9 protein-coding genes, 4 tRNA genes and 2 pseudogenes are annotated in these 13,899 nt (G+C 54.7%); 7 read left to right on the top strand and 8 right to left on the bottom strand.

The annotated features are described in order from the left end of the window. Positions 1-146 precede the first annotated feature (146 nt). Positions 147-884 (bottom strand): SapC family protein, encoded by a 738-nt coding sequence (locus tag MRBBS_RS04640; RefSeq protein ID WP_014870272.1) that lies wholly within the window; start codon positions 882-884, stop codon positions 147-149. Between the two features lie 448 nt (positions 885-1,332). Beyond that, a tRNA-Met gene (locus MRBBS_RS04635) sits at positions 1,333-1,409 on the bottom strand. Positions 1,410-1,649: 240 nt separating this feature from the next. Here MRBBS_RS04635 and MRBBS_RS04630 point away from each other — a divergent pair. Then, a complete protein-coding gene (locus tag MRBBS_RS04630) occupies positions 1,650-3,053 on the top strand; it encodes a 3-oxoacyl-ACP reductase (protein ID WP_014870271.1) in 1,404 nt (467 codons plus the stop codon). Between the two features lie 65 nt (positions 3,054-3,118). Here the strand turns inward: MRBBS_RS04630 and MRBBS_RS04625 are convergent. The 4 genes from MRBBS_RS04625 to MRBBS_RS04610 form a co-directional block, all read right to left on the bottom strand. Continuing rightward, positions 3,119-3,194: transfer RNA gene (locus tag MRBBS_RS04625), tRNA-Val, on the bottom strand. Positions 3,195-3,201: 7 nt separating this feature from the next. After that, positions 3,202-3,278, bottom strand: a tRNA-Asp gene (locus MRBBS_RS04620). A gap of 66 nt (positions 3,279-3,344) precedes the next feature. Further along, positions 3,345-3,420, bottom strand: a tRNA-Val gene (locus MRBBS_RS04615). Between the two features lie 176 nt (positions 3,421-3,596). Further along, on the bottom strand, positions 3,597-4,589 hold the full coding sequence (locus MRBBS_RS04610; RefSeq protein WP_014870270.1) for a hypothetical protein: 993 nt from the start codon (positions 4,587-4,589) through the stop codon (positions 3,597-3,599). A 109-nt stretch (positions 4,590-4,698) separates the two neighbouring features. On the opposite strand from MRBBS_RS04610, the gene purE reads away from it, so the two are divergent. The 6 genes and pseudogenes from purE to MRBBS_RS04585 all read left to right on the top strand — a co-directional run bounded on the left by purE (position 4,699) and on the right by MRBBS_RS04585 (position 10,036). Beyond that, positions 4,699-5,190: a 5-(carboxyamino)imidazole ribonucleotide mutase gene (gene purE, locus MRBBS_RS04605; protein WP_014870269.1), complete on the top strand. Its 492-nt coding sequence runs from the start codon at positions 4,699-4,701 to the stop codon at positions 5,188-5,190. A 72-nt stretch (positions 5,191-5,262) separates the two neighbouring features. Further along, positions 5,263-6,381, top strand: coding sequence for a 5-(carboxyamino)imidazole ribonucleotide synthase (locus MRBBS_RS04600; RefSeq protein ID WP_014870268.1), 1,119 nt, complete (start codon positions 5,263-5,265; stop codon positions 6,379-6,381). A 122-nt stretch (positions 6,382-6,503) separates the two neighbouring features. Next, positions 6,504-7,082 carry a superoxide dismutase gene (locus MRBBS_RS04595; RefSeq protein ID WP_014870267.1) on the top strand — a complete coding sequence of 193 codons (579 nt, stop codon included), beginning with the start codon at positions 6,504-6,506 and terminating at the stop codon, positions 7,080-7,082. Positions 7,083-7,380: 298 nt separating this feature from the next. After that, positions 7,381-7,965 carry a LemA family protein gene (locus MRBBS_RS04590; RefSeq protein WP_014870266.1) on the top strand — a complete coding sequence of 195 codons (585 nt, stop codon included), beginning with the start codon at positions 7,381-7,383 and terminating at the stop codon, positions 7,963-7,965. 15 nt (positions 7,966-7,980) lie between these two features. After that, a pseudogene (locus MRBBS_RS20335) lies at positions 7,981-8,526 on the top strand (M48 family metalloprotease); the annotation flags it as partial. Positions 8,527-8,680: 154 nt separating this feature from the next. Next, entirely contained in the window at positions 8,681-10,036 is a 1,356-nt protein-coding gene (locus MRBBS_RS04585; RefSeq protein WP_413540181.1) for a M48 family metalloprotease, read from the top strand. 40 nt (positions 10,037-10,076) lie between these two features. On the opposite strand, the gene gspD is transcribed toward MRBBS_RS04585, so the two are convergent. Together gspD and groL are read right to left on the bottom strand one after the other, a co-directional pair. Then, positions 10,077-11,999, bottom strand: coding sequence for a type II secretion system secretin GspD (gene gspD / locus MRBBS_RS04580; RefSeq protein ID WP_014870263.1), 1,923 nt, complete (start codon positions 11,997-11,999; stop codon positions 10,077-10,079). A 206-nt stretch (positions 12,000-12,205) separates the two neighbouring features. Then, positions 12,206-13,859: pseudogene (gene groL, locus MRBBS_RS04575) on the bottom strand (chaperonin GroEL). Positions 13,860-13,899 lie beyond the last annotated feature (40 nt).

Raw genomic sequence — 13,899 nt, 5'->3', positions numbered from 1 at the left:
AACGACCCATAGCCAATACGAGTGGATGGTGAGGAAACTTCATTTTGTGGCCCAACCTGTAATGGTCATGGTACAGCGTCATTCGGCAGAGCCGAGGCGGGTAAAGCTGATCGTCATCCAATTATCACAAAACAGTTACCAGATGATCAGGAGCGGGTATTGAGCTTGTCGCTCAAGCGCGCAATAGCGCCGAGGGAGTGTAGGTGGGCATACGCCCAGGCGAGATACCCTTTACGGAACCACTGTGTAACAACGTCGTCTTCCAGCGCCATGAGTTTGTTCTCGTCTAGCACGAACAAACCGTCCAGGCGCAACGGTTTCTGGCCGGCCGTTACTACCTGCAAGACGAAAGGTTTGAATACATCCGCTTCGGATGCCGCCTCACAGAACTCACGGGTACGCAGGTGCTCTGCATCAAAGTTGGTTACAAACTCGATGATCTTGTTCAGGGTGTCGGTATAGGCACCGTCATCCGCAAACAAAAGATCGCCTTCGCCTTGACCTTCAGCGGCCGCCTCCAAATCTGCTTCCGCCAGGCCAACATAGTCCGCATCAAAACAGACATTTTTGTCGTTGCTCAACACAAACGGATAACGGCGAATAAAGGCCGGCGTGTAGTTGCCCTGCCATCGACCACTGTCGTCGACTTGGTCGTGGCCCTGATTCTTCAAGGAGAGCAAGGCAATGGGGAAGTACGACCCGTCCTTGTCCTGACTGAACAGCACCGGAAGATCGCGACTGGCTTCAAAAAACTCGATAGCCAGAAGAGGGACCGAATTCACATCGCGGGTGAACCCGAAATCTTTCACCGGCGAAAAGCGGATGCTCTTGTGGACATCTTTATTCAGAACCGTAGGCCGTTGATAGAACAAAAGTTCAGGCATTCTGGACCCCAATTGATTAACTGATTGTTAAGTTATAGAAATAGGGTATAGCGCGTCATGTTACAAAAAGATACAAATCGTTAACAAACGCTCAAGATCCCTCAGGGCTCAGGGCTGAATTAACCACCACACAATAAGAATTCGAACAGCGGGAAAATGTGACTAATGTCATATTTAATAACGGTTTAGCCGTTTTTTTCACCGTCAGACCAAAAAAACCGGAGGGAGATATCACTGCTAATCCCGCAGCAATCTTTTTTGTAACAGACTTACAATGCGTTCATCTATTATGACTTTAAAGAGTTCTGAGTTAGTCGCAAACACTCTGCGCTTGCTAAAAGTAGTTAGGGTTGCACCCTAATTTTATGGCGAATGGTAAAGCGAGGTTTTTTCTTTTTAAACACAAAAAAGCCAGATCAGTGAATCACTGATCTGGCTTTCTTTTATATGGTAGCGGGGGCTGGATTCGAACCAACGACCTTCGGGTTATGAGCCCGACGAGCTACCAGACTGCTCCACCCCGCATCAAACTGGTTGTTAATTAAGGGCTTTTTTCTTCCCTCAATCAACGTGTAGCGCATATTACGGACTGCGTGCGCTGGTGTCAAAGACTAATATTGGCAATGAGCAATTCACGGTGCCATTACCGTTTTTCTGCCGACAATCAGGCCTGACGACCCTCTTTGTTGTTAAAACTATGGGCTAGGATGTGTAGCAGTGCCTGCTTACAATTTTTGCCATGCTAATCGCCAAAGGACAACCGCCATGTCGGATCTGTATTTCAAGCTAATGAACACCTCATTGGGGCAAACTGCAGCCAATACCCTGGGCTTGCCTGCGCCGGTGCCTTTGCAACGACTGAAACGGGTAGACCAGCCGTTCATTGAAGGCGATGTTCTGCTGGGTGCCGCAGGCGGCGGCAAGTTGATTTCCGAGGTGGGCCGGGTGCTGGGCGCCAGTGCTGCCAAGCTCTATTACGCCAGCGGCGATAAACGGCTGGCGGATTCAGCCAAGGCGGAAAACCGGACGAAACCCATGGTGCTGCCGCTGGGCAAACCTGGCAATTTTTCTGCCCTGGTGTTCGACGCCAGCGGCATCAAAACGCCCGAAGAGCTGAGCGCAATGTATCAGTTTTTTCACGGCAGTATAAAAGGCCTGGCTCAGCACGGGCGGGTGCTGGTGCTGGGCGAGCCCGTAAAAAATTGCCGTAAGCCGGCCCATGCAGCGGCACAACAGGCGTTAGAAGGGTTTGTGCGCAGCGTCGCGAAAGAGATTGGTAACAAAGGTGCCACTGCGAACCTGTTAAGGGTAGCCACTGGCGCCCAAAACAACCTGAACTCCAGCCTGCGGTTTTTCCTATCTGCAAAATCAGCGTATGTGTCCGGACAGATTGCCCAGATCGATAAAAGTACCGACGCAGCCGTGACCAACCCGGTGGCGCCTCTCACCGGCAAACTGGCCCTGGTGACCGGCGCAGCCCGCGGTATTGGCTTGGCCATCGCACAAACCCTAAGCCGCGACGGCGCTACCGTCATTGGAGTGGACTTGCCCGGCGCGCGGCTGGAATTACAGCAACAAATGGAAAGCCTGAAAGGCCATGCCCTGGCGCTGGACATTACCGAAGCCGATACGCCCCAGCTGATTGCCGCGTTTGTTGAGCAGCTCGGTGGCTTGGACCTGCTAATTCACAATGCCGGCCTTACCCTCGACAAAACCCTGGGCAATATGCCTGAGCAGTCTTGGAACGCGGCCATCAGTGTGAATTTGACAGCGGCCATGGCCATTACCGAAAGAATTCAACGGCATGAGTTATTGCACGCTAACGGGCGCATTGTGTGCCTGTCATCGGTCAGCGGTATTGCCGGCAATCGCGGGCAAAGCAATTACGCTGCGGCAAAAAGCGGGCTTATTGGCTATGTGCAGGCGGAGGCGCGGCAGCTCAAAAACGGCACCACTATAAACGCGGTTGCGCCCGGATTTATTGAAACTAACATGACAGACGCCATGCCCATCGCCGTTCGCGAAGCGGGGCGGCGGATAAACAGCTTGTCCCAAGGTGGGCAGCCGGTGGATGTGGCCGAAACCGTCAGCTGGCTTTGCAGCCCTGGGTCGAGTGGCTTGAACGGCAATGTGGTGAGGGTTTGCGGGCAATCTTTACTAGGAGCTTAGAAGCGGAATTCTGAACACACATAAAAAAACGGGCAGCCTCAATGAGACTGCCCGTTTTTCAAATATGGTGGGTGGTACTGGGATCGAACCAGTGACCCTCGCCTTGTAAGGGCGATGCTCTCCCAGCTGAGCTAACCACCCAGATAGTTGGCGGAGCGGACGGGACTCGAACCCGCGACCCCCGGCGTGACAGGCCGGTATTCTAACCAACTGAACTACCGCTCCGCAGCCATCCGGATTTACCCGAATGCAATGTCAGGTGCTGTGCCTGACGGATCTTTGAAGGCTAAGTGGTGGGCGGTACTGGGATCGAACCAGTGACCCTCGCCTTGTAAGGGCGATGCTCTCCCAGCTGAGCTAACCGCCCGCTTTGGCCTTTCAAAGACTCACTGTTTGCATCTGCCACTTGGCAAACGTGTCTCAAACAAGTGAGCGGCGCATTCTAAGCATTTCTGTCTCCGTGTCAAATGTTTTGCCTAAAATTCCCTTAAAAGGCCGTCACACCGGAGATTTGTTCATTCACTAACCTATTTACCGATCCGTCTACTGGCCGGTGAGCTTCGCCTGCAGGTCATTAACTTCCTGCGACAATCGCACCAGGCGCGATGTCATTTGCGAACGCGACGAATCAATCACCTCAACGGTTTTTTTCAGCTCGGCGATTTCGCTCTGCATGGCGCCCGCCCCGTTGCCACTGGTTGTGCTTGTAACCGCTTTTTCCAGCGCAGCAATACGGCTTTCAATACTGCTGGTGGTGAGTTTCTGTTCTTGCTCAAAACGGCGAATAGACGTGGTGATACGCTCGTCAGTGCTCTTGGCTAAGGCATCGGTTTTCTGATTTGCCGTAGCCAGTTCGGTTTTAAGCGACAATGCACTGGTTTGAACAGCACTTACTCTGGCTGCCAGCTCGGCGCGCTCGCCCTGTTGCCGTGTGATGGCGTCGCTCAACGCCGTTTCTGCGCTTGCCACCGCGGTCTGAACGCTCACCAAATCGTTAAGGTTTTTGCCAAGTGCCGTTTCAAGTTCGCTAATCGCAGCCGCCTGCTGCTCTAGCAACTGCTTGTTGCGCTCATTGGCAATCACCCACAGCTTGCGAATTTCACTGTCGGCGTTATCCAGCCGCGTCTTCTGTGACGCCAGTTGTTCATCCAACGACACACCGGCTAGTTCGAGGTTTTCGCCCGTTTCAGATAAGGTACCTTCAAATCGCGCCAGCGCTAGCTTGCTTTGGCGAACCCAGCTGTCGGCTTCTTCCACCTGGTTTTCCAGTGCCTGAATACGCTGACCCTGAATGTACCAGCCGCCAACGGCCACGCACGCCAACACAACAACCAGCAACCACAAGATTCCAGCGCCACCACTGCCATTACCTTGCGACCCGCTGCCGGCCGCGGCTTTCGGGGTTTCAGTGGCCTTTGCCGGCTTGCTCTGACTGGTTGGTGCAGGTTTGGCGCTGCCCGCAGATTTGGCAGAGCCCATTGGGCTATCCGGCCGCTCGGCTCTTAATTCATCTTTATCTGGTCGAATAGGTTCCATATCGGGTCCTTAACTGAGTCGCTGTTCGGTGCTTGCGCCGCGCCGATTGCATGGCTTTGGGCCACATCATACAATAGCTCGCTTTCCAATCATCGAAGGATTGTTGCCTATGCAACCGCTGGTAGGACTCATCATGGGTTCCAAATCCGACTGGCCGACCATGGAAAATGCCGCCAACATGCTCGACAAGCTTGGCGTGGCCTATGAAACCAAAGTCGTTTCCGCTCACCGCACCCCCGACCTGCTGTTTGAATACGCCAAGACGGCAGCCGACCGCGGCCTGAAAGTTATCATAGCCGGCGCCGGCGGTGCAGCCCACCTACCGGGCATGGTAGCCTCGCAAACGTCTTTGCCGGTGCTTGGCGTGCCGATACAGTCGAAGGCCCTGAACGGTCTTGACTCGCTGCTGTCGATCGTACAAATGCCCGGTGGCATCGCCGTAGGTACCCTGGCCATCGGCAAGGCAGGCGCCACCAACGCAGGTTTACTGGCGGCCCAAATTATCGGCACCTTTGACCAAACCGTGCGCCAAGCTGTTGACGAGTTCCGCAGCACGCAGACCCAAACAATTCTGGACAGCCCGGACCCGTCAGTTCCGTGAATCAATGATAACACCACCAACGCTAGCGAACTGTGCGAAAACTCAATGCCACAAATGGACAGGAGAAAACACATGAGAATTGGCGTACTAGGCGCCGGCCAACTGGGAAGAATGCTCGCCCTGGCAGGTTACCCACTGGCCAAAGACTTTGTGTTCTACGACATGTCAGGCAGCCCCAGTGCCGGCATAGGCGAAACCATCAGCGACCCTAAAGGCCAAAGGCTGGACGAGTTTCTGAGCAAGGTTGACCGCGTCACTTACGAATTTGAACACCTACCGGTAGAAGTCGCTGAAAAGATTGCAGCGAAAACCATCGTGCACCCCTGCCCCCGCGCATTGCAGATATGCCAGAACCGCGAAGCTGAAAAAACACTGTTTGGCCGGTTGGGCATTCCTACACCGCAATGGAAAATCGCGGACAGCGCCGAAACGCTGCGGGCCGCCGCTGAAGAGCTCGGCTGCCCGGTCGTCGCCAAGACCAACACTGAAGGTTACGACGGCAAAGGCCAGGCCATATTGAAAAGCCCGGATGACGCAGCTGTTGCCTGGCAGAGCATCGGCCACCCACGCCTGATGGTCGAAAAGTTCGTCGATTTCAGCCGCGAACTGTCGATTATTGCCGTACGCGCCGAGTGCGGCGATGTGGCGTTTTACCCCATGGCGGACAATGACCATCATCAGGGCATTCTGCGCTATTCCGTTGCCCCGGCGCCAAAACTACAAGCCCACCTGCAAAACGAAGCAGAATACTATATTCGCGACTTACTGAACGAATTGGACTATGTGGGCGTATTGACCCTTGAGCTGTTCGAGACACCAAATGGCTTGATTGCCAATGAAATGGCTCCGCGAGTGCACAATTCCGGCCATTGGACCATAGAAGGTGCCATGACCAGCCAGTTCGAAAATCATGTACGTGCTGTCAGCGGACACCCTCTTGGGAATGTAGAGCCACGGGGCGTTAGTTGCATGATTAACATTATTGGCGTTCACGGCGAAATCGAGCGGATTTTACAACTGCCCTACGCCCATGTTCACCTGTACAACAAGCAGGAACGACCTGGCCGCAAATTGGGCCACGTGAATATTTTGGCTGACAATTACCAAGAGCTGGTATGGAGGGTCCTTAATTGCGCTCAATTTTTGCCAGGTTGTCCGGAGTTTAACAGCACCTTAATTTCAAAGGGTTGATCTGGCCCAAAGTGACCCTATTGTTAGTAGTTGTAGCGAAGTTTTGATAAAGAAGCACTGATAATGAAGTTTTGATAGCGAAGCAATCTATATAAAATCGAGAGAAAACGGAGATCGATCTCATGGCCTTTGAACTACCTGCACTGCCTTACGCAAAAAATGCTCTGGAACCGCACATTTCCGCGGAAACTCTGGATTTTCACTACGGCAAGCATCACAACACCTATGTCACCAAGCTGAATGGCCTGGTTGAGGGTACTGACGACGCCAACAAGTCGCTGGAAGACATCATCAAAAGCGCCAGCGGCCCGCTGTTCAACAACGCAGCCCAGGTTTGGAACCACACCTTCTACTGGCATTGCCTGAGCCCCAACGGTGGCAACGAGCCAACCGGCGCAGCGAAAGACGCCATCGAAAAAGCCTTCGGTTCTTTTGATGACTTCAAAAAAGAATTCAACGACAAAGCCGCCAACAACTTCGGCTCTGGCTGGACCTGGCTGGTGAAAAAATCCGACGGCAGCGTTGCGATTGCAAACACCAGTAACGCAGAGACGCCGCTGACTGGCGCAGACAAGCCAGTAATGACGGTCGATGTTTGGGAACACGCCTATTACGTGGATTACCGCAACTCACGTCCTGATTACCTGGCTGCTTTCTGGAAGCTGGTGAACTGGGACTTTGTGAACAAAAATTTGGCTTAAGTAGGTCAAACCGGGGACGAGCCAAAATAGGGGACGGATTTCAAATCCGTCCCCGGTAACCGTTCCCAGTTTCGCTCACAAAAATGCCCGCCTAGTGCGGGTATTTTTGTGAGCGAAAAACAGCGAACACCTGTTTTTCCGAGTGGAGTTGCCATACAGGTCAGTGTTTTTAAGCCATCAAGCCGCTAAACTTTATCGTGGACAGTTTCAAACCCGTCCCCGATAAAGTTTACTGGGGACAGATTTGAAATCTGTCCCCGTTTTTGTCCCTGCTCTAAAAACACCGAAAGGACACGCTATGACAACTACGATCGGCCTGATTATAATTGCCGCCATTGCCCTGTTCCTGGTCATCATCTACAACCGGCTGGTGGCTTTGCGCAACCAGTTCCGCAACGGATTTGCCCAGATTGACGTGCAACTGCAGCGCCGCCACGACCTGATCCCTAATTTGGTAGAATCCGCCAAAGCCTATTTAAGCCATGAAAAGAACACCCTCACCCAAGTGATGAACGCCCGTAACAACGCCGTTGATGCACAGCAGGAAGCGGCTAAAAATCCCGATGACGGCAAGCGTATTCAACGCCTGGGCGGCGCCGAAAACATGCTGACCAAGGCCCTCGCCAACTTTTACGCCGTGGCCGAAAACTACCCGGATCTGAAGGCCAACGAAACCATTCAACAATTGATGGAAGAATTGTCCAGCACCGAAAATCGCGTGTCATTCGCGCGCCAGGCCTATAACGACACAGTGATGACCTACAACACCTACCGCGAGCAGTTTCCCAACAACGTGATTGCCGGGTTGTTCGCTTTTCAAGAAACCTCACAGCTGCAACTGGAAACCCCGGAAGCTCGCTACGTACCCAAAGTCTCATTTTAAGCGGCGCCGACACCCATGGCCCATTCACCTTTCTTTCAGCGCCAGGCCAAAGCCCGGCGTAACACCTTACTGCTGGTGGCGCTGTTTTCAACCGCGGTTATGCTGATTACGCTGTCGGTGTGCGTGGTGGGCTACATGGTCACTCGCAGCAGCACCAGCGCCTTGCCGTTTCACCACTGGCTGCTCACCAGCCACGGCTTAATTACCGCCGGCGCCAGCGTCGCGCTGATGGGCGTGGGCTCGTTAATACGCTGGATTGATCTGGCCGATGGCGGCCGGCGGGTAGCCGAAATGGTGGGTGCCCAGCCGATAAACCCAGACACCAACGACCCGCTGGAACGGCGCCTGCGCAATATTGTTGAGGAAATGGCCATCGCCAGCGGCGTGGCAGTGCCTGAACTTTACGTGATGGATCAGGAAACCGGCATTAACGCCTTTGTAGCCGGTTACAGCCCCGCTGAAGCGGTGATGGTGGTGACCCATGGCGCACTCACCCAGCTAACCCGCGATGAGCTCCAAGGCGTGGTAGGCCACGAATTCAGCCACATCCTGAATGGCGACATGCGCCTGAACGTGCGCCTGATTGCCTTATTGGCGGGCATTCTGATGATTGGCCAGATTGGGCTGTTTCTGGCTCGCGCAGGCTTCTACAGCGGCGCCGTGCGCACACGCCGCGACAGCCGCGGCCACGTTCGCCCTGGGTACCTTGGGCGTCGTGCTTTTTGTGATTGGCTACGCCGGCGTGTTTTGCGGCCGGCTGATTCAGGCCGCCGTGTCCCGCCAGCGCGAACGCCTGGCCGATGCTTCATCGGTGCAGTTCACCCGCAACCCGGATGGTATCGGCGGCGCGCTGTTCAAAATAGGCTTGCAAGGCAGCCATCTGGACACCACCCGCCACGCCAGCGACATGAACCACATGTGTTTCGGCGAAAGCACCCGCATGAAGTTTATGGGGTTGCTGGCGTCGCACCCGCCCATTGAAGACCGCATCAACGCCCTGCAGCCAGGGCTGATCACCCGTTTGCGCAGCCGCCTGCGTGATACCCGCAGTAGCGAGGCCCTGCGCAACACACAAGCCGAAAACAGCGCACAACGCCAAGCCAACACTCTAGGCAATGCGCCAGGCAGCTCACCAGAAAGCACTCAAACCAGTACAACGGCCAGCGCCCTGGGTTTTGCCGACCCGGCTCCGTTCAACACCCGCGCCAACAAAGGTTCCGGCTCGCCACTGGCAGGCAACAATCGCTACCGAATAGCCACAGATACGCCTATGTCAGTGCGCGTTGGGCAGGTGTATCCAGGTAGTGAAAACTATGCCAAGGACCTGCTGGGCCAGCTACCGGCCACCTGCCGCGGGTTGATCTATACCCGCGCCGGTGCGGTGCAGCTCAGCTACAGCCTGCTGATTGCCGACTTGCCCGCAGAGCAGCAGCAACGTTATCTAGCCCTGCTGCCTGCGCATCCGGTGGTGGGCCACCAAGAGCCGATTCTACAAAAACTGCTGCCTACAGTCACAGCGCTGGGCGCAGCCGCCCGCTTCCCGCTGCTGGAGCTGGCAATGCCGGCTTTACGTAAGCTGGACCCAAACGAACAGCAACAGCTAATCCGCAATGTGAAAGCCCTGGCTGTGGCCGACCAGAACATTTCACTGTTTGAACTCGCCCTCACCAGCTTTTTCAGCCGTCATTTATCACCCCGGGCGGGACGGGCCATAGCGGTAAAGCACCGCAGATTTCAACCGGTGTTGCCGGCTTTAAGGCAGCTGTTCAGCCTTTTAGCAAGAGCCGGTGCAGACAACCCGCAACAGGCTCAAGCGTTGTTCAGCCAGGCCATGGCCGGTTTTGGTGTGAGCGGTAATGCCGTACCAAAAATACTGACGAGCGTAAGCCTGCGTGAGCTGAGTCAGGCCCTGGCGGAGCTTAATAAACTGTCGCCGCTGTTGAAACCGGCGATTATAGACGCAAGCGCAGAGTGCGTGAGCCAAAATGGCCACATCAGTGTGCGGGAATACGAGATGATGCGGCTGGTCGCCGACCAGCTGGACTGCCCTATGCCACCGCTTATTGACTAAGCATTGGGACCGGCCCGAGGACAGATTTTAAATCTGTCCTCTATCTTGGGCTGAACAAGCTGTCAATCGAGCGGTCCTCGCCGTTGTCCGGAAGGCCCAGCTTTTCACGGATGTGTAGGTCAACTTCTTTCAATGACTGGAACTTGCTGTCGGTGACTGCCGCGGCGTCTACTTTGCCCAGCATGATGGTCGGGCGCAGAAATACCAGCAGGTTTCGCTTAACCCGGTTTTCTGATTCTGACGAGAACAGCCGGCCCAAATAAGGAATGTCGCCCAGCAACGGCACTTTGCTCTTCTGCACTTCGTAGTCGTCTTTCATCAAACCACCCAACACGATGGTTTCGCCGTCGTCTGCCAGTACGGTGGTTTTTATTTCACGCTTGTTGGTGATCAGGTCGGAGGCGCCGGCAATGGTGGTGGGTACCACATTCTCGGTGGTTTGCTCCACCACCAAGCGCACCAAACCATCTGCGCTGATGGTTGGGGTTACTTTCAGGGTCAGACCTACATCGCGTCGTTCGATGGTGGTAAAAGGATTGGTAAGTCCTTCACCGCTCACCGCCGCCTGGCCGGTACGAAACGGTACGTTCTGGCCGACAATGATTTCAGACTCTTGATTGTCGAGGGTTATAATACTGGGCGTCGACAACAAATTCGCCGACGACGATGTTGAAAGCGCCTGAATCAGTAGCCCCCAGGTTACTCCGTTGCGGTTGCGGTCACCGGCGCCTGCGGTTAAACCACCAGCCAGAGCCGGCACCGTGCCATCGCCCAATACAGCACTGATCACCTGATTCAAGCCCAACATACCGCCACTGGCCAGGTTGGTCCCTAACACTGGAAAGCCGCCAGAACTCTCATCACCGGCGGCTAACTGAACACCCAGCTGCTCGCCCATGTCTTCGCTAATTTCCACGATTGCCGCTTCAATCATGACCTGGGCGCGGCGTATATCCAGCGCCATAACAATTTGCTCGGCTTCTTGCATTAAGGATGGCTCTCCGCGAATGACCAGAGCATTCAGGCCTTCATCGGCAAATACCGCGAACTGACCACTGGGGCGATTGCCGCCTGCGGATTCTTGCACCAGCTCGCCCATCACGCCTTTAAGCAAGTCCGCCAAGGATTTAGCGTCGGCGTTTTTCAACCGCAGCACTTTGGTAGTGCCGCCGCTGGCCGAGGGCTGGTCCAGCTGGCTAATAAGGCCACGCATTTTGGCGCGAAAGTTTTGATCACCCCGTAGAATCAACCGGTTACTGCGCTCGTCGGCGGTTACACTGTATTTGCGAACCGCATTTTCAGTGCCATTACGGGCCAGCTCATCCGGCGCCAGTTCCTGCAACAAGGTCACCATGTCGCCGACCCAGGCTTCGTCCAGCTGAATCACTTCTACCTCGTATTTAGCCGGGCTGTCGAGCTCTTTTACAATCTGTTCAATGCGTTGAATATTGGCGTAGTGGTCACTCACTATGAGCGCGTTGGCCGCCGGTACCGCTGCCAAATGACCGTACTTGGCGACCAGCGGACGCAATATTTGCTCCAGCTCCCGTGCGTTGGCGTTATCAACCTGAATCACCCGGGTAATCAACTGTTCCGAAGGCGTTATGGAAAAACGGTCGAGGGATTCAGCAGACTGTTTGGCGTCTACCTGCTGCACCACTTTGATGACTTCTTCGCCGGGAATGGCGGTAAAACCGTGGACGCCCAGCACCGCCAGAAACAGATCGTAAATCTGGTCTTTGTTCATCGGAGCGCTGGACAGCACCGTCACTTTGCCTTGTACTCGAGGGTCAATCACAAAGCTGTAACCGGTAATGTCGGCTACCTGGGCCACAAAAGCGCGAATGTCGGCCTCTTTCATGTTCAACCGCCAAGTACCTTCCTGGGCCAGTGCCGAAGACATCAGCGGCAGTAACACAAGCAGGGCAAGCGCCCGCATCAGGTTGGTCGTGTGAATAGGCATCTGGCAGTTATATCCCGTTTGTTAGGCCTAGTTAGTATAAGTCTAGGCAACTATAACACCAGCACCAGCACTAAAAGACGTTACCAGAGCGAAAAAAGGTTTTCAGGCGCCATAAAAAAACCCCCGAGGGTGGCCGCAGTTTTTGCGACGCACCGTTCGGGGGTTTTTGAAGCAAACTGGCCGCTATTAAGCAGCGGCCAGGGGCATTACATCATGCCGCCCATGCCGCCCATTCCACCCATGCCGCCCATATCGGGCGCGCCGCCTCCAGACTTCTCGTCTTCTGGCTCGTCGGCAATCATCGCTTCGGTAGTGATGATCAGGCTGGCTACGGAAGCCGCTGCCTGCAGCGCAGAGCGGGTGACTTTGGCTGGATCAAGAATACCCATCTCCAGCATGTCGCCGTACTCTTCGGTGGCTGCGTTGTAACCGTAACGCACCGGTGCCTTCACGTACTTTCGCAACAACAACAGAGGCTTCGCCGCCGGCGTTGTATACGATCTGGCGCAGAGGGGCTTCCATTGCACGGCGCAGAATGTTCACACCGGCTCTTTGCTCGTCGTTGGCAACGTCTACGTTATCCAGAGCCGCCAAAGCGCGAATCAGGGTTACGCCGCCGCCAGGCACAATGCCTTCTTCAACCGCTGCGCGGGTGGAGTGCAGTGCGTCTTCAACGCGGGCTTTCTTTTCTTTCATTTCTACTTCAGAACCGGCACCAATCTTGATAACGGCAACGCCGCCAGCCAGCTTGGCTACACGTTCCTGCAGCTTCTCTTTGTCGTAGTCTGAGGTGCTGTCTTCGATCTGCTTACGGATTTGCTCAACGCGGGACTGAATATCAGTCTGTGCGCCGGCACCGTCAATAATGGTGGTATTTTCTTTGGTCAGGTTCACACGCTTGGCGGTACCCAGGTCGTCCAGAGTGGCGTTCTCCAGGCTCAGGCCCACTTCTTCGGAAATCACAGTACCGCCAGACAAGATGGCGATGTCCTGCAGCATTTCCTTGCGACGATCGCCGAAACCAGGCGCCTTCACAGCGGCTACTTTCACAATGCCGCGCATGTTGTTGACGACCAGAGTAGCCAGCGCTTCGCCTTCAATGTCTTCAGCGATGATCATCAGCGGCTTGCCCGATTTGGCAACAGCTTCCAGCACCGGCAGCAATTCGCGGATGTTAGAGATTTTCTTGTCTACCAGCAGGATGTACGGGTCATCCAGCTCGACGCTCATGTTGTCTTGGTTGTTGATGAAGTACGGCGACAAATAGCCGCGATCGAACTGCATACCTTCAACTACGTCCAGCTCGTCTTCCAGGCCACGGCCTTCTTCAACGGTGATAACGCCTTCTTTACCCACGCGTTGCATGGCGTCAGCAATCAGCTGGCCAATGGTTTCGTCGCCGTTGGCAGAAATGGTCGCTACCTGGGCAATGCTGCGGCTGTCGTCGCAGGGCTTGGACATATCACCAATCGCTTTAACCGCAGCGATAGTGGCTTTGTCGATGCCGCGCTTCAGGTCCATCGGGTTCATGCCGGAAGTAACGGCTTTCAGGCCTTCGTTAACGATGGCTTGGGCCAGAACGGTAGCGGTGGTGGTGCCGTCACCGGCTGTTTCGTTGGCCTGTGAAGCAACTTCCTTCACCATCTGCGCGCCCATGTTTTCGAACTTGTCTTTCAGTTCGATTTCTTTGGCTACAGATACGCCATCTTTAGTGACTACAGGTGCGCCGTATGACTTTTCCAGTACCACGTTACGGCCTTTGGGCCCCAAGGTGACTCGTACTGCGTCGGCCAAAACGTTAACGCCTTTAACCATGCGCTTGCGTGCGCTGTCACCAAACTTAATTTCTTTAGCTGCCATGTCTTCTGTTCCTATCCGTTAAACCGAAATGATGAAATCA

It is taken from the genome of Marinobacter sp. BSs20148, assembly GCF_000283275.1.
Lineage (GTDB): Bacteria > Pseudomonadota > Gammaproteobacteria > Pseudomonadales > Oleiphilaceae > Marinobacter > Marinobacter psychrophilus.
The sequence above is the reverse complement of the archived record's forward strand: the minus strand, read 5'-3'. Positions and strand labels throughout refer to the sequence as shown.